Genomic DNA, 22,014 nt, shown 5'->3' with positions numbered 1-22,014 from the left:
GATCCTCACGCCTCCTTGGCCGCGCGGGCCACGAGCTTGGTCCAGGCGGTCACGACGTGCTCGCCCGCCTCGTCGTGGACCTCGCCGCGGATGTCCAGGATGTCGTTGCCCGCCAGGGACTTGATCGCCTCGATGGTCGAGGTGACCGTGAGGCGGTCGCCGGCACGCACCGGGCGCGTATAGGCGAACTTCTGGTCGCCGTGCACCACTCGGCTGTAGTCGAGGCCCAGTTGCGGGTCGGCGACGACGAGCCCCGCGGCCTTGAAGGTGATCGAGAACACGAAGGTCGGCGGGGCGATCACCTCGGGGTGGCCGAGCGCCTTGGCGGCGTCCGGGTCCGTGTACGCCGGGTTGCCGTCCCCCACGGCCTCCGCGAACTCGCGGATCTTCTCCCGGCCGACCTCGTAGGGGTCGGTGGGCGGGTAGGAACGCCCCACGAAGGACTGGTCGAGCGCCATGGGCTCGGTACCTCCTGCTCTACTGACCGGTACTGGTCGGTGTAACGACGCGAGGCCGCCCCCGATCACTCGGGGACGGCCTCGCGTACGAGCCTGATTTATCGCGTTTCGCGGTGCGCGGTGTGCGCCTTGCAACGCGGGCAGTGCTTCTTCATCTCCAGTCGGTCCGGGTTGTTACGCCGGTTCTTCTTGGTGATGTAGTTCCGCTCCTTGCACTCCACGCAGGCCAGCGTGATCTTCGGGCGGACGTCGGTGGCAGCCACGTGAGTGCTCCTTGACGAACGGATGGGACAGGGTTCAACGCACAGAAGAGTAGCCGATCGAAGGACCGACCCCACAATCGGCTACTGTCAGTAGCGGTGACCGGACTTGAACCGGTGACACAGCGATTATGAGCCGCTTGCTCTACCGACTGAGCTACACCGCTGCGATGCGATCGGGCCCCGCCTTGCGACGGGAACCTTTTCACACCAGAGCCCCAATACGGAATCGAACCGTAGACCTTCTCCTTACCATGGAGACGCTCTGCCGACTGAGCTATTGGGGCGAGCGATGAAGACATTACACGCCCCACCGCCGATCGCCCAAATCCGTTTCCCCGCCCCCATCCATGGGCCGTCCAGGGATCTTCCGGGGGCCGCCCGGGGATCGACCGGGGCCGTTGCCCGTCCCCTTCCCGAAGGCATCTCGGGCCTCATCAGCACCACCGTCCCGGCCTTCTCGGCGGTCTCCCGGGCAGGTGAACCACGCCGGTACGACTATTGCGCTCCTCCGCGACGAGGACGGGCGGCCCGCCTAGGCTCGACTCACTCTGCGTGATCTTGTATCCCCCGCCGTGTCCCTACCGTGTCCCTACCGTGTGCGTCACCGTGCAGCCGTCGTCGAGCCCCGGGAGCGCGATGCCCGACAGCCAGCCGCAGCCGTTCCACTCCTCGTCCGGCCCACCCTCGGGTCGGGACGAGGCGGGCGCCCTGCTGCTGTGCGGTGCGCGACTGACCGACGGCCGGGTGGTGGACGTACGACTGGACGGCGGGCATATCGAGGCGGTCGGCACAGCGGGAAGCCTGGGCGCGGGCTCCGCCGCGTCCGGGGCGCCCGCCACTCGGGTGGACCTCGGCGGCCATCTGCTCCTGCCGGCCCCCGTCGAACCACACGCCCACGGCGACACGGCCCTGTCGGCCGACTTCGAGGGACCGGTCTCGTACGACGGCCAGGACGTCCAGCGGCGGGCCACCGAGGCCGCGCTGCTCCAGCTCGGGCACGGGGCCACGGCGATGCGCTCACACGTCCATGTGGGCGACGTACAGGGTCTGGGCGCGTTGACGGCGGTGCTCCAGGCGGAGCGGGCGCTGCGCGGGCTCGTCGAGGTGACGACGGTGGCAATGCCCCGGGTGCTGACCGGGGTGGCCGGGTCGGACGGGCTCGCGATCCTGCGGGACGCGGTCAAGATGGGCGCCTCGGTGATCGGCGGCTGCCCGGATCTGGACCCCGACCCCACCGGGTATGTGGAGGCGGTCCTGGAGATCGCCTCCGAGCACGACTGCCCGGTGGACCTGCACACCGACGGTGACGACCCGGCGCGGCTGGCCCGGCTCGCGGCCATGGCGGGCGGCCTGCGGCCCGGCGTCACCCTCGGCCCGTGCGGCGGCCTCGCCCGCCTCCCCGCCCAGGCCGCCTCCCGCACCGCCGACCAGCTGGCCGCGGCCGGAGTCACGGTCGTCTGCCTCCCCCAGGGCGGCTGCGGCACCGTGGACCGCCGGGGCACCGCCCCCGTACGGCTCCTGCGGGCGGCCGGCGTAGGGGTCGCGGCGGGTGGCGGAGCCCTGCGGGACGTGTCGAATCCCGTGGGCCGCGGGGACCCGCTGGAGGCGGCCTACCTGCTGGCCTCCCGGTACGGCATGCGGCCCGAGGAGGCGTACGACGCCGTCAGCGGAGCGGCACGCGCCGCGCTCGGCCTGCCCGAAGTGCGCGTGGAGGCCGGCTTCCCCGCCGAGCTGCTCGCCGTACGCGGCGACCGGCTTCCGGGAGTGCTGTCCCTCGCGTACAGCCGCATCGTGGTGCACCGGGGGCGCGTGGTGGCGCGCACCAGCGCGGTACGGGAGTACTGCGGCTCGGTGGCGAGCGGGGCGCCGGATCTGCCTAGGCAGGGGCGGGGGGAGCCGTCGTGAGGGGCGTACGCGCTGGGTGCGGGCGCGCGTTGGCGTGCGCGGGCGGAGGTGGGCGGCGCGAAGGGCGTAGGCCGTGCGTGGGCGGCGTACGAACCGCGGACATGGGTGCGGGCACGCGCGCGTAGGAGTCTTCGTTCTTTACGCGCGCGTGCCCGGTGCCGCAGGTCCGAACAGGCCTGGGCGGCCGGTCAGATGCTCAGCATTCCGCTGCCGAACGGACCGCCGAATTCGTCGACCGGCATCTCGGAGGCGCCCTTGGGCGCGCTGATGTCGCCGGCCTTGCCGAAGGTGAGGACGAGGGGGGCCTTGGCGCCCTTCGGGTCGTCGGCGAGGACGGCGAGATCGGTCTCGATCCGGGTCAGGTCGCCGTTCTTGAGGGTGAAGTCGACCGCGACGTTCTTGTTCGGGGCGTCCTTCAGGTCCTTGCTCGTGGGGAGTTCGGCGCCCGGCGGCAGGTTGCCCTCGATGGGCTGGAGCTTGTCGACGATGCCGGTGAGCAGGTCACGGAAGTTGGCCTTGGCGGTGATGACCTCGGTGCCGTCCTTGCCCTCCTTGGTCTTGAAGCCGACCTCGCGGGCGACGACACCGCGGACGGCGTCGAGGATCTTCTTCTGGGTCTTGGCGTCGATCTCGCCGGAACCGCCCGAGCCGGAGCCGGCTCCGGCGTCCTCGGCGGCTTCCTCCAGGTCGTCGGTGTTGACCTTGACCCAGTCGCCCTCGAAGAGCGGCCGCAGATGCTGCTCGCTCTCGGGGAGTTCGTCGAGTTCGTCGGCCGACGGGAACGGCATGCCCATCGCCTCGCCCATGGCCTCCATGTCGACGCGGTAGTACGTGTAGTCGCCGACGAGGCGGTACTCGACGAACACGCCCTCGTCGCCCGAGATCTTCATGCCGACGCCGACGACGTCCTTCTCACCGGACTCGGCCAGCGGCTTCTTCGACTTGACCGACACATCGACGCTCAGCCCGGTGAAGAACTCCGCCATCTCCGGCGGCACTTCCTCGCTGTCCTCGCCCATCAGGGCGGTGAGGTCGTCCGGGTCGGCGTCGAGCCGGAGCCCGAAGGCCAGCGACTTCTGCTCGCCGAGCCGCTCGACGGCGCTGTCGACCTTCTGGCCCGCGGTGAGGTTCTGGACGGTGCCGCACGCGGCCACCGTGGCGAGCACGGCCGCGGCGCAGCCGACCCCGGTGAAGGTACGGCGGACGACGGGCGCCCCGGCGGCGGATGCGCGCGCTATGGACGTACGTACGGCGGCTTTACGCATGGCGGTGATGTATCCCCCTGTGATTCCGGCGCTCGCCCAACACGGCGAACATCTGTGAGACACCTGTGACGGCCGGATGGTTGCGCGGCGAACGCGACCGTTCGGGCGTACGGTCGGAAACATGCGCATTGTCATCGCTGGGGGTCATGGTCAGATCGCGCTGCGGCTGGAGCGGCTGCTCGCCGCGCGCGGGTACGAGGTCGCGGGGATCATCCGCCGTGCCGAACACGCCGACGATCTGCGGGCGGCCGGTGCCGAGCCGGTGCTGTGCGATCTGGAGTCGGCGTCGACGGAGGAGGTCGCCGCGCATCTGCAGGGCGCGGACGCCGCCGTGTTCGCGGCGGGCGCCGGCCCGGGCAGCGGGGCGGCCCGCAAGGACACGGTCGACCGCGGCGCCGCTGTCCTGTTCGCGGACGCCGCGGTCCGGACGCGCGTACGACGTCACATCGTCGTCTCCTCCATGGGCGCGGACCCGAAGCACGAGGGCGACGACGTCTTCGACGTCTACCAGCGCGCGAAGGGCGAGGCCGACGCGTACGTCCGCGGTCTGGACGCCCTGGACTGGACGATCCTGCGCCCGGGCATGCTCACCAACGACGCCGGCACCGGCCTCGTCCGCCTGGAGGCGTCCACCGGCCGCGGCCCGATTCCCCGTGACGACGTGGCCGCCGTACTCGCCGAACTCCTCGACACCCCGGCCACCGCCGGTCTGACCCTGGAACTCATCAGCGGCTCGACGCCGGTCTCGGTGGCCGTGAAGTCGGTGGCGGGCAACTGAACCGAGGGGCCCCGCTTCAGAACAGCGGCAGCTGACCGGGGAACCCGGGAATGACATACCCGTCGAGCGCGGGCTGGGCCGCCCCGATCTGGGCCGGCCTGCGCGACCCGGGGCACGACACCAGTTCCCCGCTCGCCCCGGGCGGATCGTGCCGCGCGAACCGCCCCGCCACGACGGCGATCTCTCGACGGCACTCGGGGCAGTTTCTACGACGCGATGACATGCGGTCAGTGTGCCTCGCGGCCGTACCGGCTCCGCGTATCCGTCACGTGCCCAGTCGTATACGCATACGAAAAAGCCCCTCCCGAACTGCTCTCACAGTCCGGAAGGGGCTTCCCTCCACGTGGCGGCGCCAGGATTCGAACCTGGGTAGGCTAAGCCGACGGATTTACAGTCCGCTCCCATTGGCCACTCGGGCACACCGCCTGGGATCTGCCGCCCTTCGAACCGCTTTTCGGCGGTGCTCCGTGGCGACGACGTAAACGATACCTGATGCTCGGGGGTGCTTCGCCACCTGATTGATCAGTGCTCGGAGGGGCGGGGTGGCTAGGCTTGTCGCCTCCCGATACCCCGATGCAAGGAGCCACAGGACATGGCCGACTCCAGTTTCGACATCGTCTCGAAGGTCGAGCGGCAGGAGGTCGACAACGCCCTCAACCAGGCCGCCAAGGAGATCTCGCAGCGCTACGACTTCAAGGGCGTCGGCGCCTCGATCTCGTGGTCCGGCGAGAAGATCCTGATGGAGGCGAACTCCGAGGACCGGGTGAAGGCCATCCTCGACGTCTTCCAGTCCAAGCTGATCAAGCGTGGGATCTCCCTCAAGTCCCTGGACGCGGGTGAGCCCCAGCTGTCCGGCAAGGAGTACAAGATCTTCGCGTCGATCGAGGAGGGCATCTCCCAGGAGAACGCCAAGAAGGTGGCGAAGATCATTCGCGACGAGGGTCCGAAGGGCGTCAAGGCCCAGGTCCAGGGCGACGAGCTCCGCGTCAGCTCCAAGAGCCGCGACGACCTGCAAGCCGTGATCAGCCTCCTCAAGGGCCAGGACTTCGACTTCGCGGTGCAGTTCGTCAACTACCGGTGATCACCCGTAGCTAGAGCCGAGCGCGGAAGGATGGGCCCCGGCTTCGTCCTGGGACCCACCCTTCTCGCCTGCCGGCTGCGGATTCGGGGTGGTGGGTGCGTACGGGCTCAGCGGCGGGAGTGGCCGAACAGGATGCGGTAGGCGATCAGCAGGACCAGGGAGCCGCCGATCGCGGCCGCCCAGGTGGCGCCGTCGTAGAACTGCTCGGAGATCGGGTGGTCCAGCCAGCGGGCGGAGATCCAGCCGCCGATGAAGGCGCCCGCGACGCCGATGAGGGTCGTGCCGATGAAGCCGCCCGGGTCCCGGCCCGGCAGCAGGAACTTGGCGATGGCGCCGGCCAACAGCCCCAGAACGATCCAGCCGATGATGCTCATGCCGTGAACCTGCCCTTTCGTACTGTGCCTGTGCTGTGCCTGTGCTGTGTTTCCCCCCACAGAGGCCAGCCAGGTGCCTTGTCGTCGGGCCCTGTTGCCCCTGCCCTGCTCTGTCGTCCTCTGTCGTTTCGCGTTGTTGTCGGGGAGGACGTCTCGGTGACGTCCGGCGGTTGCGGCGATCAGTAGGGTGCGGTGCATGACACAGGTCGGATCGGGCGCTGGGCTGCGCCGCACGCTCGGGGTCGGGGATGCGGTGGTCATCGGACTGGGTTCGATGATCGGCGCGGGGATCTTCGCGGCGCTGGGACCTGCGGCACGCGCGGCCGGGTCCGGTCTGTTGCTCGGGCTCGGGGTCGCCGCCGTGGTCGCGTACTGCAATGCCATGTCGTCGGCGCGGCTGGCGGCCGTGTATCCGGCGTCGGGCGGCACCTACGTGTACGGGCGTGAGCGGCTCGGCGACTTCTGGGGATATCTGGCCGGCTGGTCGTTCGTCGTCGGCAAGACCGCCTCGTGCGCGGCGATGGCGCTCACCGTGGGGGCGTATGTGTGGCCGGGGCAGGCGCACGCCGTGGCGGTGGCGGCCGTGGTGGCGCTGACGGCCGTGAACTACGGCGGAGTCCAGAAGTCGGCCTGGCTGACGCGGGCGATCGTGGCCGTGGTGCTGGCGGTCCTCGCCGCCGTGGTGGTCGTGTGCCTGGGGTCCGGCGAGTCGGATGCCGGTCGGCTGGACGTCGGGGCGTCGGGTGGTGTGGGCGGGGTGTTGCAGGCGGCCGGGCTGCTGTTCTTCGCGTTCGCCGGGTACGCGCGGATCGCGACCCTGGGCGAGGAGGTACGGGATCCGGCGCGCACCATCCCGCGCGCGATCCCACTCGCGCTGGGCATCGCGCTGGCCGTGTACGCGGCCGTCGCCGTGGCCGTCCTCTCCGTGCTGGGTTCCGGTGGGCTGGGGCAGGCCTCGGCTCCGCTGGCCGACGCGGTACGGGCGGCCGGTGTGCCGGGGCTGGTGCCCGTGGTGCGGGTGGGGGCCGCCGTGGCCGCGCTGGGGTCGCTGCTGGCGCTCATCCTGGGCGTCTCGCGCACGACCCTCGCCATGGCCCGGGACCGGCATCTCCCGGGCGCCCTGGCCGCCGTCCACCCTCGCTTCCAGGTGCCGCACCGGGCGGAGTTGGCCGTGGGCGCCGTGGTCGCCGTCCTGGCCGCCACCGTCGATGTCCGGGGCGCGATCGGTTTCTCCTCCTTCGGCGTCCTCGCGTACTACGCGGTCGCCAACGCGTCCGCCTGGACGCTGAGTTCGGCTCCTGTGTCCCGGGTGGTTCCGGTCGTGGGGCTCGTCGGGTGCGCTGTCCTGGCGTTCGCACTGCCCGCGGTGTCGGTGGGCGTGGGCGCGGCCGTACTGGGCGTGGGGGCGGCGGCGTACGGCGTACGGCGGTGGTGGGCGGGGCGGAGCCGCTGAGCAGCCTGCCGAGGTCAGGCGAGACGTGCGTCGACGCGGCGCTCGGCGAGGAAGGCGAGGAGTTCCTCGAAGGTCTCCGGGCGGATGTCGACGCGCGGCGAGAGGCCGAGGCACTCGCGGGCGATGTGGGCGTCGTGCCAGATCAGGGTGAAGGGCGTGGTGGCGCCGAAGTTGCCGCACAGGGCGTCGCCGACGGCGTCGAGGCAGCGGCCGAAGTAGCCGCCGGGGCCGTTGACGGTCTCGCCGAGGGCGCAGTAGAAGGCCTGGTCGTCGGTGATGTGGCGGCCGTCGAGGTGGTACGTGGTGCCGGGGGCGGCGTCGGGCTTGGCCCAGTCCTGGTTCGCCAGGGCCGTGTCCAGCCAGAACCTGCGACCGGCGGTGCCGCAGCGGGCCCAGAGGTTGGGTTCGGTGGGCCGTCCTCGGTCCCACAGCTCCCAGACCCGCTCGGCCGCCGTCGGCGGTCGGTCCGACCACGGTTCGAGGGTGAGGTCGACGAGGCCCCGGCCGCGGGCCGACGGGATCCACGCGGTGAGTTCGCCCTCCACGGCGGCCTGGACCGTACCGCCCTGTGCGTCGACCCGCAGCAGCTTGGCGTGCCCCAGGTCCTCCTCCCCCGCGTTCAGTGCGGCCCGCAGGGCTCCGCGCGTCGCGCAGCCGAGGAGCCGGACCGGGGGCTCGGCATGGTCGGGCAGGTCGTCGTCGAGAGGTGCCAAGTCACGGCATGAACCCCGTGGTTCACCTTCCGGGCCGAGGAGCCGGAAGCCCCGGGACAGGGGGCGGCGCTGGGGGTAGTCGGAGGGGTTGTCGGCGTGCTGCGACGCCTCGATCACGATGTCCCGCAGGGACAGGTCGCGGGGGCACGGGCGGTCGCCGAGGACGCGCACGTCCTCCAGGTACCACTCGTAGACCGGCTCGCCCCGCGTGCCGAGGATCTCCAGGACGAGGAAGCCGAGGGGCGCGGAGCCGTCGGCACGCGCGCGCGTGAGGGCCGTTTCGAGCTCGCCCTCGGGGGCGCAGCCCAGGAGTTCGTAGATGCCGCGCGGGGGTGGGGACGGGTCGCCGAAGAGGTTCTCGGTGTCCGTGCAGGAGGCCCAGGTCTCCTCGTAGCCGTCCTCGCCGTTGAACTCGGCTTCCGCGTCGTACGACAGCAGGACGTACTTCGGCCGCTCCGTGTCCCCCACCCCCGGCACGCCGCTCTGTCAGCGCTGTCCGAACGGCTGGTTCGAGCGGACGATCTCGCGGCCCAGGGGCATCAGCGAGACCGGGACGAGCTTGAAGTTGGCGATGCCGAAGGGGATGCCGATGATCGTGACGCAGAGCACGAGGCCCGTGAAGATGTGGGTCAGCGCCAGCCACCAGCCCGCCAGGAGCAGCCACAGGACGTTGCCGAAGCAGGAGGGCGCGCCCGCGTCACGGCGCTCGACCGCGCTGTACCCGAAGGGCCACAGGGCGTAGATGCCGATGCGGAACGAGGCGATGCCGAACGGGATGCCGATGATCGTGATGCACAGGAGCAACCCTGCGAACAGATAGCCGAGGAAGAGCCAGAAGCCACTGAGGATCAGCCAGATGATGTTCAGAATGGTCTTCACTGGTGGCGACCTGCCATCTTCTCGAGTCGGGCGATGCGTTCCGCCATCGGCGGATGTGTCGAGAACATTTTGGAGGTTCCCCGGCCGGGCCGGAAGGGGTTCGCGATCATCATGTGGCTCGCGGTCTCGATGCGGGGCTCCGGGGGCAGCGGGAGCTGCTTGGTGCCTGTTTCCAGTTTGCGAAGGGCACTGGCGAGGGCAAGTGGATCACCGGTGAGCTGGGCGCCGGAGGCGTCCGCCTCGTACTCCCGGGAGCGGCTGATCGCGAGCTGGATGACGGAGGCGGCGAGCGGGCCCAGGATCATGATCAGCAGCATGCCGAGGAGGCCGGGGCCGTCGTCGTCGTCCGAGCGGCCGATGGGGATCAGCCAGGCGAAGTTCACCAGGAACATGATCACGGAGGCGAGGGCGCCGGCGACCGACGAGATCAGGATGTCGCGGTTGTAGACATGGCTCAGCTCGTGGCCGATGACGCCGCGCAGCTCGCGCTCGTCGAGGAGGCGGAGGATGCCGTCGGTGCAGCACACGGCCGCGTTGCGTGGGTTCCGGCCGGTCGCGAACGCGTTGGGGGCGTCCGTCGGGGAGATGTACAGGCGGGGCATGGGCTGGCGGGCCTGGGTGGAGAGCTCACGGACCATGCGGTACAGCGCCGGGGCCTCGAACTCGCTGACCGGGCGGGCGCGCATCGCGCGTAGAGCCAGCTTGTCGCTGTTCCAGTACGCGTACGCGTTCGTGCCGAGTGCGATGAAGACCGCGATGACGAGGCCCGTACGGCCGAAGATGCTTCCTATGACGATGATGAGTGCGGACAGTCCCCCGAGGAGTACGGCGGTCCTGAGCCCGTTGTGCCGGCGGTGCACGGTACGCCCTCCAAGTCGTGCGGCAGGGGAACCCTTTGCTTGCTGTTGCTGCTGACTCCACTTCTCAGTGGACCCTCCCGTACTGGTCAACGCCAGGCGGGAGGTACTAGTTCCCTTGTGCGCGCGGCCGGCCGGTGGGCCGTCCGGGTGGGGGCGGGCTCGCTAGAAGAGACCGGTGCCGGCGAAGCGCAGGACCAGTTGGGGTGCTCCGGACAGGGCGATGCCGACGATTCCGGTGAGGGCGATGGCGGCGGTCAGCGGTGCCGGGACGCGGTGCGGCTCGGGTTCGCCCTCGGGGGCGCGGAACAGCAGGGCCGTCCACTGGAGGTAGTAGAAGAGGGCGATCACGACGTTGACGGCCATGACGACGGCGAGCCAGCCGAGGCCCGCGTCGACGGCCGCCGAGAAGACGGTGACCTTGGCGAACAGGCCGATGATGCCCGGCGGCAGCCCGGCGAGGCAGAGCAGGAAGAAGGCCAGGAGCAGGGCGGAGAGCGGGCTCGACGCGTACAGGCCCCGGTAGTCGCTGACGCGGTTCAGGGTCTTCGTACGGCCGACGAGGGCGGCCACGGCGAAGGCGCCGAGGTTCACCGCCGCGTACATCAGGGCGTAGGCGACGGTGGAGCCGATGACCTTGTCGGCGTCGTCGGTGTTCTCGGCGTATGCCGCTGCCGCGATCGGCACCAGGAGGTAGCCCGCTTGGCCGATCGACGACCAGGCGAGCAGCCGGACCGCGCTGTACGCGCGCGTGGACTGCTGTTTCAGGGCACCGAGGTTGCCGACGGTCATGGTGAGGGCGGCCAGCGCGGCGAGAGCGGGGCCCCAGACGTCGGCGTACGACGGGAGGGCGACGACGGTGACGAGGATCAGCCCGGAGAAGCCGACCGCCTTGCCGACGACCGACAGATAGGCGGCCACCGGCAGGGGTGCGCCCACGTAGGTGTCGGGGACCCAGAAGTGGAACGGTACGGCGGCCGTCTTGAAGGCGAAGCCGATGAGGGTGAGGACGACGCCGGCCTGGGTGATGGTGTGCAGTTGGCCGTCGACGTTCTGGATCCGGTCGGCGATCTCGGTGAGGTAGAGGGTGCCGGTGGTGGCGTAGAGGAAGCTGATGCCCAGCAGGCTGACGGCGGTGGCGGCGACGGACGAGAGGAAGAACTTCAGAGCCGCCTCGGAGGACCGCTTGTCGCCGTGCCGGATACCGACGAGGGCGAAGGCGGGCAGGGAGGCGACCTCCAGGGCGACGACGAGGGTCGCGAGGTCACGGGAGGCGGGCAGGAGGGCGGCGCCGGCCGCGGACGACAGCAGCAGGAACCAGAACTCCCCTTCGGGGAGTTCCTTGTCCGCGTCCTTGAGGGCCGTCATCGACAGGAGGGCCACGAGGAGGGCGCCGCCGAGGACCAGGAACTGGATGACGAGGGTGAAGCGGTCAGCGGCGTAGCTGCAGACGTCCGGGTCGCCGGTCAGGCAGAAGGTGGCGCGGTCGCCGTCCAGGAGGGGCACCAGGGCCAGCAGGGAGACGGCGAGGCCCGCTACCGAGGTCCAGCCCAGCAGGGCCTTCTTCGAGTCGCCCACGAACAGGTCGGCGACGAGCACGGCGAGGCCGACGACCGCGGCGATCGTGGGCGGCGCGATCGCGAGCCAGTCGACGGACTGGACCACGGACTCGGCCAGGTGCTGGGCCGGGGAGCTCAACGGGTGCCTCCTGCGAGGAGCTGCTGCACGGCCAGGTCGGTCAGACCGAGGAGGGCCGCGGGCCAGAGGCCGGCGAGGACGGTGAGGACGACGAGCGGGGTCCAGGCCGCGAACTCGTACGTCTGTACGTCGGCGAGCCGCGGTCCCTCCTGCGGGGCGGCGCCCATGCAGACACGGCGGACCACGATCAGCAGGTACGCGGCGGTGAGGAGCGTGCCGAACGCGGCGATCGTCATGAAGGTGAGGAAAGCCGGGCGGCTGAGGCCCTCGGCGGGCCGGAACGCGCCGAACAGCGTCAGCATCTCGCCCCAGAACCCGGCGAGGCCGGGCAGGCCGAGCGAGGCGACGGCGGCGAAGGCGAGCAGGCCGCCGAGGCGCGGGGCCTTGCCGTAGAGGGCGGCGCCGGTCTCCTGCGCGAGGGTGTCCAGGTCGGTGCTGCCGGTGCGGTCCTTCAGCGCGCCGACCAGGAAGAACAGCAGGCCGGTGATGAGGCCGTGCGCGATGTTCGCGAACAGCGCGCCGTTCACGCCGGTCGGGGTCATCGTGGCGATGCCGAGCAGCACGAAGCCCATGTGGCCGACGGAGGAGTACGCGATGAGGCGCTTGAGGTCGCCCTTCGCGCCCTGCTTGGCGAGGGCGAGGCAGGCCAGGGATCCGTAGATGATCCCGACGACCGCGAAGGCGGCGAGGTACGGCGCGAAGGTGCGGAAGCCGTCGGGCGTGATCGGCAGCAGGATGCGGACGAACCCGTACGTGCCCATCTTCAGCAGGACGCCGGCCAGCAGTACCGAGCCGACGGTCGGGGCGGCGGTGTGGGCGTCCGGCAGCCAGCTGTGCAGCGGCCACATCGGGGTCTTGACCGCGAGCCCGATCCCGATCGCCAGAACGGCGATGACCTGCACGGATGTGGTCAGTTCGGGGTGATTGTCAGTGGTGAGTGCCACCATGTCGAATGTGCCCGCCCTGAGTCCGATCAGGAGCAGGCCGAGCAGCATGACCACGGAACCGAGCAGGGTGTAGAGGATGAACTTCCAAGCGGCCTGCGTGCGTTGCTCACCGCCCCAGCGGGCGATGAGGAAGTACATCGGGATGAGCACCATCTCGAACGCGAGGAAGAACAGCAGCAGATCGAGGACGGCGAAGGTCGCGAGGGTGCCGGACTCCAGGACGAGCAGCAGGGCGACGAAGGCCTTCGGGGACGGGCCCGCAGGCATCTTGAAGTAGGAGTAGAGCGCGCAGAGGAAGGTCAGCAGCGCGGTCAGGACCACGAGGGGGAGGGAGATGCCGTCGATGCCGAGGTGGATGCGCACGTCGAGTGCCGGGATCCAGCTGATGTCCGTGCTGGCCTGCATCTTCGACGGCTGGTCGTGGTCGAAGCCGAGCGCGAGGACGATCGCGGCGATGAGCACCGCGCCGGTCACTGTCATGCCGTGGCGGAGCACGGCCTGCTCGGGTGACTTTCCCTTCAGCCCGGGCGGGGCCGGGAGGAGAGCGGCGGCGGCGCCGATGAGCGGGCCGACGACGATGAACGCCAGAAGGACCTGCATCACGGACTCGTTGATATCGATCACGCCTGCTCACGCTCCCGTGGCGACGACGAGGGCGGCGACCACCAGGACGACGGTGCCGGCGAGCAGCGCGCTCACATAGGTCTGCACATTGCCGGTCTGGGACCGGCGTACGGCCGCGCCCAGCAGGCGGGGCAGGGCGCCCGCGCCGTGTACGTAGGTGTCGACGACCTCGCGGTCGAGGAACCGGACGAGACTCGCGCCGGCCTGGACCGGGCGGACGAAGAGGGCCGAGTAGACGGCGTCGAGGTGGAAGCCGACGGCGGCGTGGCGGTGCAGCGGGCCGAGCAGGAGGCGGCCCGGGTCCGCCGGGTCGGGTGCCGAGGCCACGTCCCCGTAGGCGGGCGCGTGGCTCGCGATGGCCTCGGCCTCGACCGTGGCGGCGTCCGCCTCGGGGTGGGCCGCGACCGCGCCCAGGGGGGCGCGGGCTGCCTTGGCCCGGGCGGATCGCCAGGCCGCGTACGTCACGAGTGCGCCGGCCAGGGCGACGCCGGTGCCGAGGACGGATGTGGTGAGGGTCGGGGCCAGGTCGTCGCCGTCGAACCAGTCGGGGAGCCTGCCGTAGGCGAGCCCGCCGAGGGCGAGGGACGGGACGGCGAGCACCCACAGCACCGTGGTCATGGTGCGCGGCTGGCGGCCGTGGTCGGGGGCTTCGGCGCCCTTGCCGTGGAAGGCGAGCAGCCACAGGCGGGTGGCGTACGCGGCGGTGAGCAGGGCCGTGAGGACACCGGCGACGAGGACGGTCCAGCCCGCGGCGCCGGGGATGTGCTCGGCGTGGCCGGTGGCGGCGTGCTCGGCGGCTCCGAGGACGGACTCCTTGGAGAAGAACCCGCTGAACGGCGGGATCGCGGCGAGCGCGAGCAGCGCCACGGTCATCGTCCAGTAGGCGTCGGGGACGCGGGCGCGCAGATGGCTCATGCGGGACATGGCGGCCAGGGAGTTGGTGCCGGCGGCGTGGATGATCACGCCGGCCGCGAGGAACAGCAGCGCCTTGAAGGCGCCGTGCGAGAGGAGGTGGAAGACGGCGGCACCTCGGTCGGCGACGGCGAGGGCGCCGGTCATATAGCCGAGCTGGCCGATCGTCGAATAGGCGAGGACGCGCTTGATGTCGTCCTGGGCGAGCGCGGCGAGCGCCGAGCCGGCCATCGTGAGCGCGGCCATCACGGCGAGGACGACCAGCGCAGCCGAGGAGGCGGCGAAGACCGGGAGGAGCCGGGCGACGAAGTAGACACCGGCGGCGACCATCGTCGCGGCGTGGATCAGCGCGGAGACGGGCGTCGGACCCGCCATCGCGTCGGGGAGCCACGTGTGCAGCGGGAACTGCGCCGACTTGCCCGCGACGCCGGCGAGGAGCAGCAGGGCGATCAGTGTGGGGTGGTCGAGGCCGCCGTCGGCGACGGTGGAGAGGATCCGGGTGATGCGGAACGAACCGGCGTCCGTGGCGAGGGCGAACAGGCCGATCAGGAAGGGGACGTCACCGAGCTTGGTGACCAGGAAGGCCTTGAGGGAGGCGGCGCGGGCCTCCGGGGTCTCCCAGTAGTGGCCGACCAGGAAGTACGAGCAGATGCCCATGATCTCCCAGCCGACCAGGAGCACCATCAGGTCGCCGGAGTAGACGACGAGGAGCATCGCGGAGGTGAAGAGGGAGACGAGAGCGGCGTACGAGGGGTAGCGCGGGTCGTCGCGCAGATAGCCCGTCGAGTAGATCTGCACGCACGTGGCGACCAGGCCGACGAGGACGGCGACGAGGGCGGCGAAGCCGTCGATGTGCAGGGCGAGTTCGACGGGGACCGAGCCGGTGGGGGTCAGCTGTGTGGCCGCGTCGAGGGCCTTGTCGCCGCCCTGGCGTACGGCGACCAGTGCGGCCAGGGCGAGGGCCGTGAGGGTCGGCAGTACGGCGAGGGGGCGGACGAAGCCGGGGGCGGTGCGGCCGAGGAGCAGGCCTGCGGCGGCGCCGAGGAACGGGAGGAGGGGGACGAGGACGGCGAGGGTGGTCGTGGTCACGCGGTGGCCTCAGCCTTCTCGGTCCGGCCGGACGGGTCGGCGGTGCCGGCCGTGCCGGTGGCCTCGTCCGGGGCGTCGGTCTCGTGTCCCTCGGCGGTGTCGCGGAGTTTGTCGATGTCCGCGGTGCCCCGGTTGCGGTGGACGGCGAGGACGATCGCCAGGCCGATGCCGATCTCGGCGGCGGCGATGGTGATGGTGAACAGGGTCAGGGCCTGGCCGGAGTGCAGGGTCTCGTCGGCGGCCTTGCTGAGCCAGACGTCGAAGGCCACGAGGTTGAGGTTGACCGCGTTGAGCATCAGTTCGACGGACATCAGGACGAGGATCGCGTTGCGGCGGGCGAGGACGCCGTAGAGGCCCGTGCAGAAGAGGAGGGAGGAGAGCACGACGGGATAGGCGAGGTGCATCAGCGGACGCCTCCCTTGTCGGCTTCGGGGGCGGTGCCGGTCGCGGCTTGGGGACCGGTTTTGGCTGGGGCCTGGGGGCCGGTCTTGGCTGCGGACTGGAAGCCGGATGGTGGCTTGGGTGGGGTGCCGTTCCTGGGGCGCGGGGTGGTCGCGGGGGTGGGCGTCGTCGACTTGGCCTTGCGGGAGAGGACGATCGCGCCGACCAGGGCGGCGAGGAGGAGGACGGAGAGGGCCTCGAAGGGGAGGACCCAGTGCTGGAAGAGGCTCTCGCCGGTGGCCTTGGTGGAGCCGGCGGCGGGGCCGTCGAGGTCGATCCAGGTGGTGCGGAAGGCGTCGACGACCACCCAGACCAGGGCCGCGGCCGAGGCGACGGCCACGGTGAGAGCGGCCCAGCGGTTGCCGGAGTCGGCGTCCGGGGAGCGGCCGATGGGGGCCTTGGTGAGCATCAGACCGAAGAGGAGGAGGACGACGACGGAGCCGACGTAGATGAGGACCTGCACCCAGGCGATGAACTCGGCGGTGAGCAGGAGGTACTCGACGGCGAGCCCGCCGAGCGCCACCACCAGCCACAGGGCGGCGTGCACCAGCTGCCGGGTGGTGACGGTGACGATCGCGGCGCCGAGGGTGACCAGACCGACGAGGAGGAAGGCGATCTCCACGCCGGTCGGGGAGAGGAAGCCACGGGTCTCGACGGCGGCCAGGGCGGGGTGTGTCGTGGTGGCGGCTGCTGCGGCCGCAGCGAGGCTCACGAGTCGCCCTCCCCGGGCTTGGACGGGTTCGTCGGCTCGGTGGACTCGGTGGACTCGGCGGTCTCGGCCCGTGCGGCTTGTTCCGCCTGCGTGGCCTGCGTGGCTGCCAGCTTTTCGGCGGTTTTGCGGGCGGCGGCGAGTTCCTTGGGTTCTTCGGCCGAGGGGTCGAGGGCCGGTGGGGACGGGACGGTCCACATCCACTCGCGGAGCTTGTCGCGCTCGTGGGTGAGTTCGTGGATGTCGGTCTCGGCGTACTCGAACTCCGGGGACCAGAAGAGAGCGTCGAAGGGGCAGACCTCGATGCAGATACCGCAGTACATGCAGAGGGAGAAGTCGATGGCGAAGCGGTCGAGGACGTTGCGGCTGCGCTCGCGGCCGCCGGGGGCGGCGGGCGGGACCGTCTCCTTGTGGGAGTCGATGTAGATGCACCAGTCCGGGCACTCGCGGGCGCACAGCATGCAGACCGTGCAGTTCTCCTCGAAGAGACCGATGACGCCCCGGGTGCGGGGCGGGAGTTCGGGCTGGACGTCCGGGTACTGCGCGGTGACGGTCTTCCGCGTCATCGTGCGGAGGGTGACGGCCAGACCCTTGGCCAGGCCGGAGCCGGGGATGGGGGCCATGGTTACTGGATCACCACCTTGACGACGCCGGTGAGGGCGATCTGGGCGAGGGAGAGGGGGACGAGGAGTGTCCAGGAGAGCTTCTGGAGCTGGTCCTCGCGCAGGCGGGGGTAGGTGACGCGGAGCCAGATCACGATGAAGGCGAGGACGGCGGTCTTCAGGAGGGTCCAGACCCAGCCGAGGCCGTCGGCGCCCCAGGGGCCGTGCCAGCCGCCCAGGAAGAGGACGGTGGTCAGGCCGCACAGGACGACGATTCCGGCGTACTCGGCGAGGAGGAACAGGGCGAAGCGGAGGCCCGTGTACTCGGTGTAGGCACCGAAGATGATCTCCGAGTCGGCGACGGGCATGTCGAAGGGCGGGCGCTGGAGCTCGGCGAGGCCGGCGACGAAGAAGACGATCGCACCGACGATCTGCCAGGGGAGCCACCACCACTGGAAGGCGTCGAGGATGCCGACGAGGGAGACCGTGCCGGCCGCCATCGCCACGGACGCCGCCGTGAGCAGCATCGGGAGTTCGTAGGCGAGGAGCTGGGCGGCGGTGCGGAGGCCGCCGAGGAGGGAGAACTTGTTCGCGGAGGCCCAGCCGGCCATGAGCGAGCCGAGGACGCCTACGCCCATCACGGCGAGGACGAAGAAGATGCCCGCGTCGATGACCTCACCGACGGCGCCCTCGCCCGGGCCGATCGGGATGGCGAGGAGGACGAGGAGGTAAGGGAGGAGGGCCACGGCCGGAGCGAGTTGGAAGATACGGCGGTCGGCTCCGGCCGGGACCACGTCTTCCTTCTGGGCGAACTTCACGCCGTCCGCGACGAGTTGGGCCCAGCCGTGGAAACCGCCGGCGTACATGGGGCCCAGGCGGCCCTGCATGTGGGCCATCACCTTGTGTTCGGTCTGGCCGATGATCAAGGGGAAGGTCAGGAAGACGACGAAGACGACGAGGAGTCGCAGGGCGACGTCTGGAGCGTCGTTCACTGCGGGCCTCCGGTGGGGGGTTCTTCGGGGTCGGGCGTGTCGTCGGCAGGTCTGCCGTCGGCAGGTCCGCCGTCGGCAGGTGTGCCGTTGTCGTCGGACGTGCCGTCGCCGGGGGTCTTGCCGGGAGGGGGCTCGTCCGGGGGTGTGTCCGGCGACTTGGTCTGCTGCGGAGGGGTGTCCGGGGTGGGGGTGCGCTCGGCGGTGTCGGCTGCGCCGGGGGCAGCTGTGGCACCGCGGGCAGCCGCCGGCTCGGCCCCCGGCTCCGGCTCGCGCTCGTCGAAAGCTGGGCGGGCGTGGTGCCAGGGGGCGTCCGCGCTGCGTGGCGCGGGGCGGGTGGGGCGCGGCTGCGCCGAGGGCCGGCCGGTGGGGGGCGTGCTCTGGGGCTCCTCCGGCCGCTCGCCGGGCGCCGGCTGCTGCTGCGGGGCGGAGGCCTGCCCTTCCGCCGCGCCCTGCTCCTCGGCAGAGGGCTGGACGCCGGGTCCCGTGGGCTCGGTCGGGGAAGGCTGTGCCGTGGTCTGGGCCCGTTGCGTGGCTGAGCCCTCGCCTGCGGAGCGGGCGCGACGCGGGGTCGCGGGGCGCGCGGTCGCGTCGGGCGCCGAGCCGGTCGCGGCCTGGCTCGCCGAACCCTCGGCCGCCGTACGGGCGCGACGCGGGGTCGCCGGCGTGCCCGGAGTGTCGGCTGCGGCCTGGCTCGCCGAACCCTCCGACACCGAGCGGGCCCGGCGTACCGGGCGGTCGCCGGCCGGGCGGGCGGGGCGCTCCCCGGCCGGACGGGCGGCTGCGCCCCGGGCGGGGCGGGCCGGGGCCGGGGGGAGCTGGCCCTTGAGAGGACCCCATTCGTTGGGGTCGGGGACGCCCGGGGGGAGCATTTGGCGACGTTTGGGGGCGCCGTGTGCCGCACCCGCCGCAGGCTCCCCGGGCTCTTTCGCGCCGGGCCATGCCTTGGCTACGCGGGCGGCGAGGACGAAGTCCTTGCGGAGGGGGTGGCCCTCGAAGGTCTCGGGGAGGAGGAGGTGGTCCAAGGCGGGGTGGCCCTCGAAGCGGACGCCGAACATTTCGTGGGTCTCGCGTTCGTGCCAGGCCGCGCCGGCGTAGATATCGACCGCGGTGGGCAGGACCGGGGACTCGTGCGGGACCGTGGTGCGGACGAGGAGGCGTCGGACCGGGGCGAGGGCCACCACGTGGGCCGACACGCGGAAGCCTGTGCCCGGCTCGTCGACCGCGCTCAGCCAGTCGAAATAGGTGCAGCCCAGTGTGGAGTGGGCCGTGCGCAGGGCCTCGGTCCAGGATGCGGACGGGACGTCCACGGTGAGGACGTCGTACGACTCCTCGGCCGTGGCCTCGGGGCCGAAGAGTTCCTCGACGGGGGCGGGCAGCCAGCCGGTCATCTGTCACCCTCCCCGGTGCCGGCACCACCACTGACACCCGTTCCGGCGTGGGTGCCCGTGTCGGCATCGGCCGCGGCCCCCGGCGGCTTCACCAGGTCGCTCTGCAGCGCCGCCGGCGAAGGGCGCCCCCCTCCGGGACCGTGTCCGTACCGCTCCCCCAGGGACTCCCTCGCGATCTTCTCCTGGAGTTTCAGGATGCCCTGGAGCAGGGCCTCGGGGCGGGGTGGGCAGCCGGGGACGTAGACGTCGACCGGGATGATCTGGTCGACGCCCTTGGTGACGGAGTAGGAGTCCCAGTAGGGGCCGCCGCAGTTGGAGCAGGCGCCGAAGGAGATGACGTACTTCGGTTCCGGCATCTGTTCGTAGAGGCGCTTCACCGCCGGGGCCATCTTGTCCGTGACCGTGCCGGAGACGACCATGAGGTCGGCCTGGCGCGGGCCGGGGGCGAAGGGGATCACGCCGAGGCGGATGAAGTCGTGGCGGGCCATGGACGCGGCGATGAACTCGATCGCGCAGCAGGCCAGGCCGAAGTTGAAGACCCAGAGCGAGTAGCGGCGGCCCCAGTTGAGGATCACCTTCATCGGCTCCGGGGCGAGGCGGGCGAGGGCGCCCAGCCGTTTCGGCTCCGGGAGCAGGACGGGTTCCGCCGCGGTGGGCTCGGTCGCGGCCGGTTGCCCCGTGGTGTCTGGCGTCACGTCCATGCCAGGACGCCCTTCTTGTATGCGTAGAGCAGGCCCACGGCGAGGAAGCCGAGGAAGACGAACATCTCGACGAGAGTCGTCGCGCCGTAACCATCGTCGGCGAAGACCGTCGCCCAGGGGAAGAGGAAGATCGAGTCGATGGCGAAGATGACGTAGAGGAAGGCGTAGACGTAGTAGCGGACCTGGGTGTGCGCCCAGCCCTCGCCGACGGGGTCGACGCCGCACTCGTACGTCAGGAGCTTCTCCCGGGTGGGGACGTCCGGCCGCAGCAGCCGTCCCGCCCCGAAGGCGACGGCGACGAAGAGCACGCCCACGGCGGCGAGCAGTCCGACCACCGAGTAGGACTGGAAGTAGTCCGCCGCTACCGCGACGGTCGGTTCCGGCACGTCCGTCCCTCGCTCCCTGGCCTGGCGATGCGTACGTACGTGATGGGACGCCGTACGTACTTCGCTGTTCGACGATCTGTACGCGTGGGAGTCTAGGCCCTGCTAAAGAGACCGTAAGCAGCCCGTCACAGCTCCGCACGCCCGGCTTCCGGCACGTCCGGGTCCGGGTGGGAGTGGGGGCGGGGGTGGGGTTTTCCCCAGGGCGGGCGGGCGGTCCGCCTCATGGCGCGGGGTGGGGGCGGGCGGGCAGGCTGGTGGGCATGACCGATCCCCTCTTCTCCTCGACCGGCTCCAGACGGCCGTACGGTCGTCCGCTGCCCTCCAGTCACACGCCCTCCGAGCCGCTGCCGCCCGCGCGGTTCGCGTTCGAGGGACAGACGTGGCGGGAGATCGCGCATCTGCTGGCGAACCTGCCGTTCGCGCTGTTCGGGTTCGTGTACGTGACGACGGTGCTGTTCACCAGTGCCTTCCTGACGCTGACGGTGATCGGTTTCCCGCTGCTCGCCGCCGCGCTCATGGGTGCGCGACAGTTGGGGCGGCTGGAGCGGATACGGGCGCGGGCGCTGCTGCGGGTGCGGGTGGACGAGCCGAGTCGGTTGCCGTTCCGTGGGGGGCGGGCGGACGAGGGGTTCTTCGCGCAGGTGTGGATGAGCGTGAAGGATCCGGTCGGCTGGCGTTCGATGCTGTACGAGCTGATCCGGCTGCCGTGGGGCATCGCGACGTTCGTCATCACCCTCACGGGGCTGTTCGTGGCGTGGCCGGTGCTGCCGTACATCGTGCGGGGGCTGACGAATGCGGACCGGGTGATGGTGCGGGCCCTGTTGTCGCCCTCCGACGAACTGGAGCGGCGTATCGCGGAGCTGGAATCCGACCGGGGGGTTGTCGTCGATACGGCCGCCGCCGATCTGCGGCGCATCGAGCGGGATCTGCACGACGGGGCGCAGGCGCGGCTGGTGAACCTCGCGATGGGGCTCGGGCTCGCGAAGGAGAAGTTGCTGGAGGATCCGGATACGGCCGCCTCGATGGTGGCGGAGGCGCACGGTGAGGTGAAGCTGGCGCTGCAGGAGCTGCGGGATCTGGCGCGGGGGATCCATCCGGCGGTGTTGACGGATCGGGGGCTCGACGCGGCGCTGTCGGCGGTCGCCTCGCGGTGCACCGCGCCGGTGAAGGTGACCGTGGACCTGGTCGCGCGGCCTGCCGCCGCGATTGAGGGCATCGCCTATTTCACCGTCTCCGAGCTGCTGCAGAACATCAGCAAGCACAGTGGTGCGAAGTCCGCCGCGGTGGATGTGTGGCGGTCCGAGGACCGGCTTCTGATCCAGGTCTGGGACGACGGGCGCGGGGGCGCCCGTCTCGACGGCGGTACGGGGATCGCCGGGCTCGCGGAACGCCTCGACGCGGTCGATGGGCTCTTCGTGATCGAGTCGCCGGTGGGTGGGCCTACGACGATCACGGCGGAGTTGCCCTGGCGGGGACGGTAGCCCCCGGCGGTTGAGCGG

At 71.1% G+C, this 22,014-nt stretch carries 23 protein-coding genes and 3 tRNA genes; 5 read left to right on the top strand and 21 right to left on the bottom strand.

Annotated elements, in window-relative coordinates; translation table 11 throughout:
• Positions 1-5: 5 nt before the first annotated feature.
• From JIX55_RS31085 to JIX55_RS31070, 4 genes are all read right to left on the bottom strand, one after another.
• The gene (locus tag JIX55_RS31085) at positions 6-458 is read right to left on the bottom strand and encodes a MaoC family dehydratase N-terminal domain-containing protein (protein WP_257566549.1); all 453 of its coding nucleotides are present in this window, start codon (positions 456-458) and stop codon (positions 6-8) included.
• 98 nt (positions 459-556) lie between these two features.
• A complete protein-coding gene (gene rpmG, locus JIX55_RS31080) occupies positions 557-721 on the bottom strand; it encodes a 50S ribosomal protein L33 (protein WP_006347275.1) in 165 nt (54 codons plus the stop codon).
• Between the two features lie 91 nt (positions 722-812).
• Positions 813-885, bottom strand: a tRNA-Met gene (locus JIX55_RS31075).
• 47 nt (positions 886-932) lie between these two features.
• A tRNA-Thr gene (locus JIX55_RS31070) sits at positions 933-1,005 on the bottom strand.
• A gap of 352 nt (positions 1,006-1,357) precedes the next feature.
• On the opposite strand from JIX55_RS31070, the gene JIX55_RS31065 reads away from it, so the two are divergent.
• On the top strand, positions 1,358-2,626 hold the full coding sequence (locus JIX55_RS31065; protein WP_257566547.1) for an amidohydrolase family protein: 1,269 nt from the start codon (positions 1,358-1,360) through the stop codon (positions 2,624-2,626).
• Positions 2,627-2,814: 188 nt separating this feature from the next.
• Here JIX55_RS31065 and JIX55_RS31060 read toward each other — a convergent pair whose 3' ends face one another.
• Positions 2,815-3,891 carry a hypothetical protein gene (locus tag JIX55_RS31060; protein WP_257566546.1) on the bottom strand — a complete coding sequence of 359 codons (1,077 nt, stop codon included), beginning with the start codon at positions 3,889-3,891 and terminating at the stop codon, positions 2,815-2,817.
• A gap of 121 nt (positions 3,892-4,012) precedes the next feature.
• Between JIX55_RS31060 and JIX55_RS31055 the strand changes: the two genes are divergently transcribed.
• Complete coding sequence (locus JIX55_RS31055; protein WP_257566545.1) at positions 4,013-4,669, top strand: SDR family oxidoreductase; 657 nt, start codon at positions 4,013-4,015, stop codon at positions 4,667-4,669.
• A 16-nt stretch (positions 4,670-4,685) separates the two neighbouring features.
• On the opposite strand, the gene JIX55_RS31050 is transcribed toward JIX55_RS31055, so the two are convergent.
• Both JIX55_RS31050 and JIX55_RS31045 read right to left on the bottom strand, forming a co-directional pair.
• Positions 4,686-4,892: a hypothetical protein gene (locus JIX55_RS31050; protein WP_257566544.1), complete on the bottom strand. Its 207-nt coding sequence runs from the start codon at positions 4,890-4,892 to the stop codon at positions 4,686-4,688.
• 121 nt (positions 4,893-5,013) lie between these two features.
• Positions 5,014-5,095: transfer RNA gene (locus JIX55_RS31045), tRNA-Tyr, on the bottom strand.
• A 166-nt stretch (positions 5,096-5,261) separates the two neighbouring features.
• On the opposite strand from JIX55_RS31045, the gene JIX55_RS31040 reads away from it, so the two are divergent.
• Positions 5,262-5,750, top strand: coding sequence for a YajQ family cyclic di-GMP-binding protein (locus tag JIX55_RS31040; RefSeq protein ID WP_257566543.1), 489 nt, complete (start codon positions 5,262-5,264; stop codon positions 5,748-5,750).
• Positions 5,751-5,857: 107 nt separating this feature from the next.
• On the opposite strand, the gene JIX55_RS31035 is transcribed toward JIX55_RS31040, so the two are convergent.
• Positions 5,858-6,124: a GlsB/YeaQ/YmgE family stress response membrane protein gene (locus JIX55_RS31035; RefSeq protein ID WP_257541748.1), complete on the bottom strand. Its 267-nt coding sequence runs from the start codon at positions 6,122-6,124 to the stop codon at positions 5,858-5,860.
• Positions 6,125-6,320: 196 nt separating this feature from the next.
• Between JIX55_RS31035 and JIX55_RS31030 the strand changes: the two genes are divergently transcribed.
• A complete protein-coding gene (locus tag JIX55_RS31030; RefSeq protein ID WP_257566542.1) occupies positions 6,321-7,577 on the top strand; it encodes an APC family permease in 1,257 nt (418 codons plus the stop codon).
• 14 nt (positions 7,578-7,591) lie between these two features.
• On the opposite strand, the gene JIX55_RS31025 is transcribed toward JIX55_RS31030, so the two are convergent.
• The 13 genes from JIX55_RS31025 to JIX55_RS30965 all read right to left on the bottom strand — a co-directional run bounded on the left by JIX55_RS31025 (position 7,592) and on the right by JIX55_RS30965 (position 20,515).
• Positions 7,592-8,758, bottom strand: a complete 1,167-nt coding sequence (locus JIX55_RS31025) for a barstar family protein (RefSeq protein WP_257566541.1) — start codon at positions 8,756-8,758, stop codon at positions 7,592-7,594.
• A gap of 18 nt (positions 8,759-8,776) precedes the next feature.
• On the bottom strand, positions 8,777-9,169 hold the full coding sequence (locus JIX55_RS31020; RefSeq protein WP_257566540.1) for a YccF domain-containing protein: 393 nt from the start codon (positions 9,167-9,169) through the stop codon (positions 8,777-8,779).
• Complete coding sequence (gene htpX / locus JIX55_RS31015; RefSeq protein ID WP_257566539.1) at positions 9,166-10,029, bottom strand: zinc metalloprotease HtpX; 864 nt, start codon at positions 10,027-10,029, stop codon at positions 9,166-9,168. The genes JIX55_RS31020 and htpX overlap by 4 nt, the downstream gene beginning before the upstream one ends.
• A 162-nt stretch (positions 10,030-10,191) precedes the next feature.
• Positions 10,192-11,724 carry an NADH-quinone oxidoreductase subunit N gene (locus JIX55_RS31010; protein WP_257566538.1) on the bottom strand — a complete coding sequence of 511 codons (1,533 nt, stop codon included), beginning with the start codon at positions 11,722-11,724 and terminating at the stop codon, positions 10,192-10,194.
• Positions 11,721-13,295 carry a complex I subunit 4 family protein gene (locus JIX55_RS31005; RefSeq protein WP_257566537.1) on the bottom strand — a complete coding sequence of 525 codons (1,575 nt, stop codon included), beginning with the start codon at positions 13,293-13,295 and terminating at the stop codon, positions 11,721-11,723. The genes JIX55_RS31010 and JIX55_RS31005 overlap by 4 nt, the downstream gene beginning before the upstream one ends.
• A 6-nt stretch (positions 13,296-13,301) precedes the next feature.
• Positions 13,302-15,296, bottom strand: a complete 1,995-nt coding sequence (locus tag JIX55_RS31000; RefSeq protein WP_257566536.1) for an NADH-quinone oxidoreductase subunit 5 family protein — start codon at positions 15,294-15,296, stop codon at positions 13,302-13,304.
• Complete coding sequence (gene nuoK, locus JIX55_RS30995; protein WP_257566534.1) at positions 15,293-15,700, bottom strand: NADH-quinone oxidoreductase subunit NuoK; 408 nt, start codon at positions 15,698-15,700, stop codon at positions 15,293-15,295. The genes JIX55_RS31000 and nuoK overlap by 4 nt, the downstream gene beginning before the upstream one ends.
• Positions 15,700-16,449: an NADH-quinone oxidoreductase subunit J family protein gene (locus JIX55_RS30990; RefSeq protein ID WP_257566533.1), complete on the bottom strand. Its 750-nt coding sequence runs from the start codon at positions 16,447-16,449 to the stop codon at positions 15,700-15,702. Before JIX55_RS30990 ends, nuoK begins: the two co-directional genes overlap by 1 nt.
• Complete coding sequence (locus JIX55_RS30985; RefSeq protein ID WP_257566532.1) at positions 16,446-17,069, bottom strand: NuoI/complex I 23 kDa subunit family protein; 624 nt, start codon at positions 17,067-17,069, stop codon at positions 16,446-16,448. Before JIX55_RS30985 ends, JIX55_RS30990 begins: the two co-directional genes overlap by 4 nt.
• A gap of 2 nt (positions 17,070-17,071) precedes the next feature.
• Positions 17,072-18,040, bottom strand: a complete 969-nt coding sequence (locus JIX55_RS30980; RefSeq protein WP_257566531.1) for a complex I subunit 1/NuoH family protein — start codon at positions 18,038-18,040, stop codon at positions 17,072-17,074.
• Entirely contained in the window at positions 18,037-19,428 is a 1,392-nt protein-coding gene (locus tag JIX55_RS30975) for an NADH-quinone oxidoreductase subunit C (RefSeq protein ID WP_257566530.1), read from the bottom strand. The genes JIX55_RS30980 and JIX55_RS30975 overlap by 4 nt, the downstream gene beginning before the upstream one ends.
• Entirely contained in the window at positions 19,425-20,129 is a 705-nt protein-coding gene (locus tag JIX55_RS30970) for an NADH-quinone oxidoreductase subunit B (protein ID WP_257566529.1), read from the bottom strand. Before JIX55_RS30970 ends, JIX55_RS30975 begins: the two co-directional genes overlap by 4 nt.
• Complete coding sequence (locus JIX55_RS30965) at positions 20,120-20,515, bottom strand: NADH-quinone oxidoreductase subunit A (protein ID WP_257541769.1); 396 nt, start codon at positions 20,513-20,515, stop codon at positions 20,120-20,122. Before JIX55_RS30965 ends, JIX55_RS30970 begins: the two co-directional genes overlap by 10 nt.
• Before the next feature lie 260 nt (positions 20,516-20,775).
• Here JIX55_RS30965 and JIX55_RS30960 point away from each other — a divergent pair, with 260 nt between their 5' ends.
• On the top strand, positions 20,776-21,996 hold the full coding sequence (locus tag JIX55_RS30960) for a sensor histidine kinase (RefSeq protein ID WP_257566528.1): 1,221 nt from the start codon (positions 20,776-20,778) through the stop codon (positions 21,994-21,996).
• The last annotated feature ends 18 nt before the right edge of the window (positions 21,997-22,014 follow it).

It is taken from the genome of Streptomyces sp. DSM 40750 (genome assembly GCF_024612035.1).
In the GTDB taxonomy this organism is placed as follows: domain Bacteria; phylum Actinomycetota; class Actinomycetes; order Streptomycetales; family Streptomycetaceae; genus Streptomyces.
Note: the sequence above shows the minus strand (reverse complement) of the source record. Positions and strands in the feature narration are given on the sequence as shown.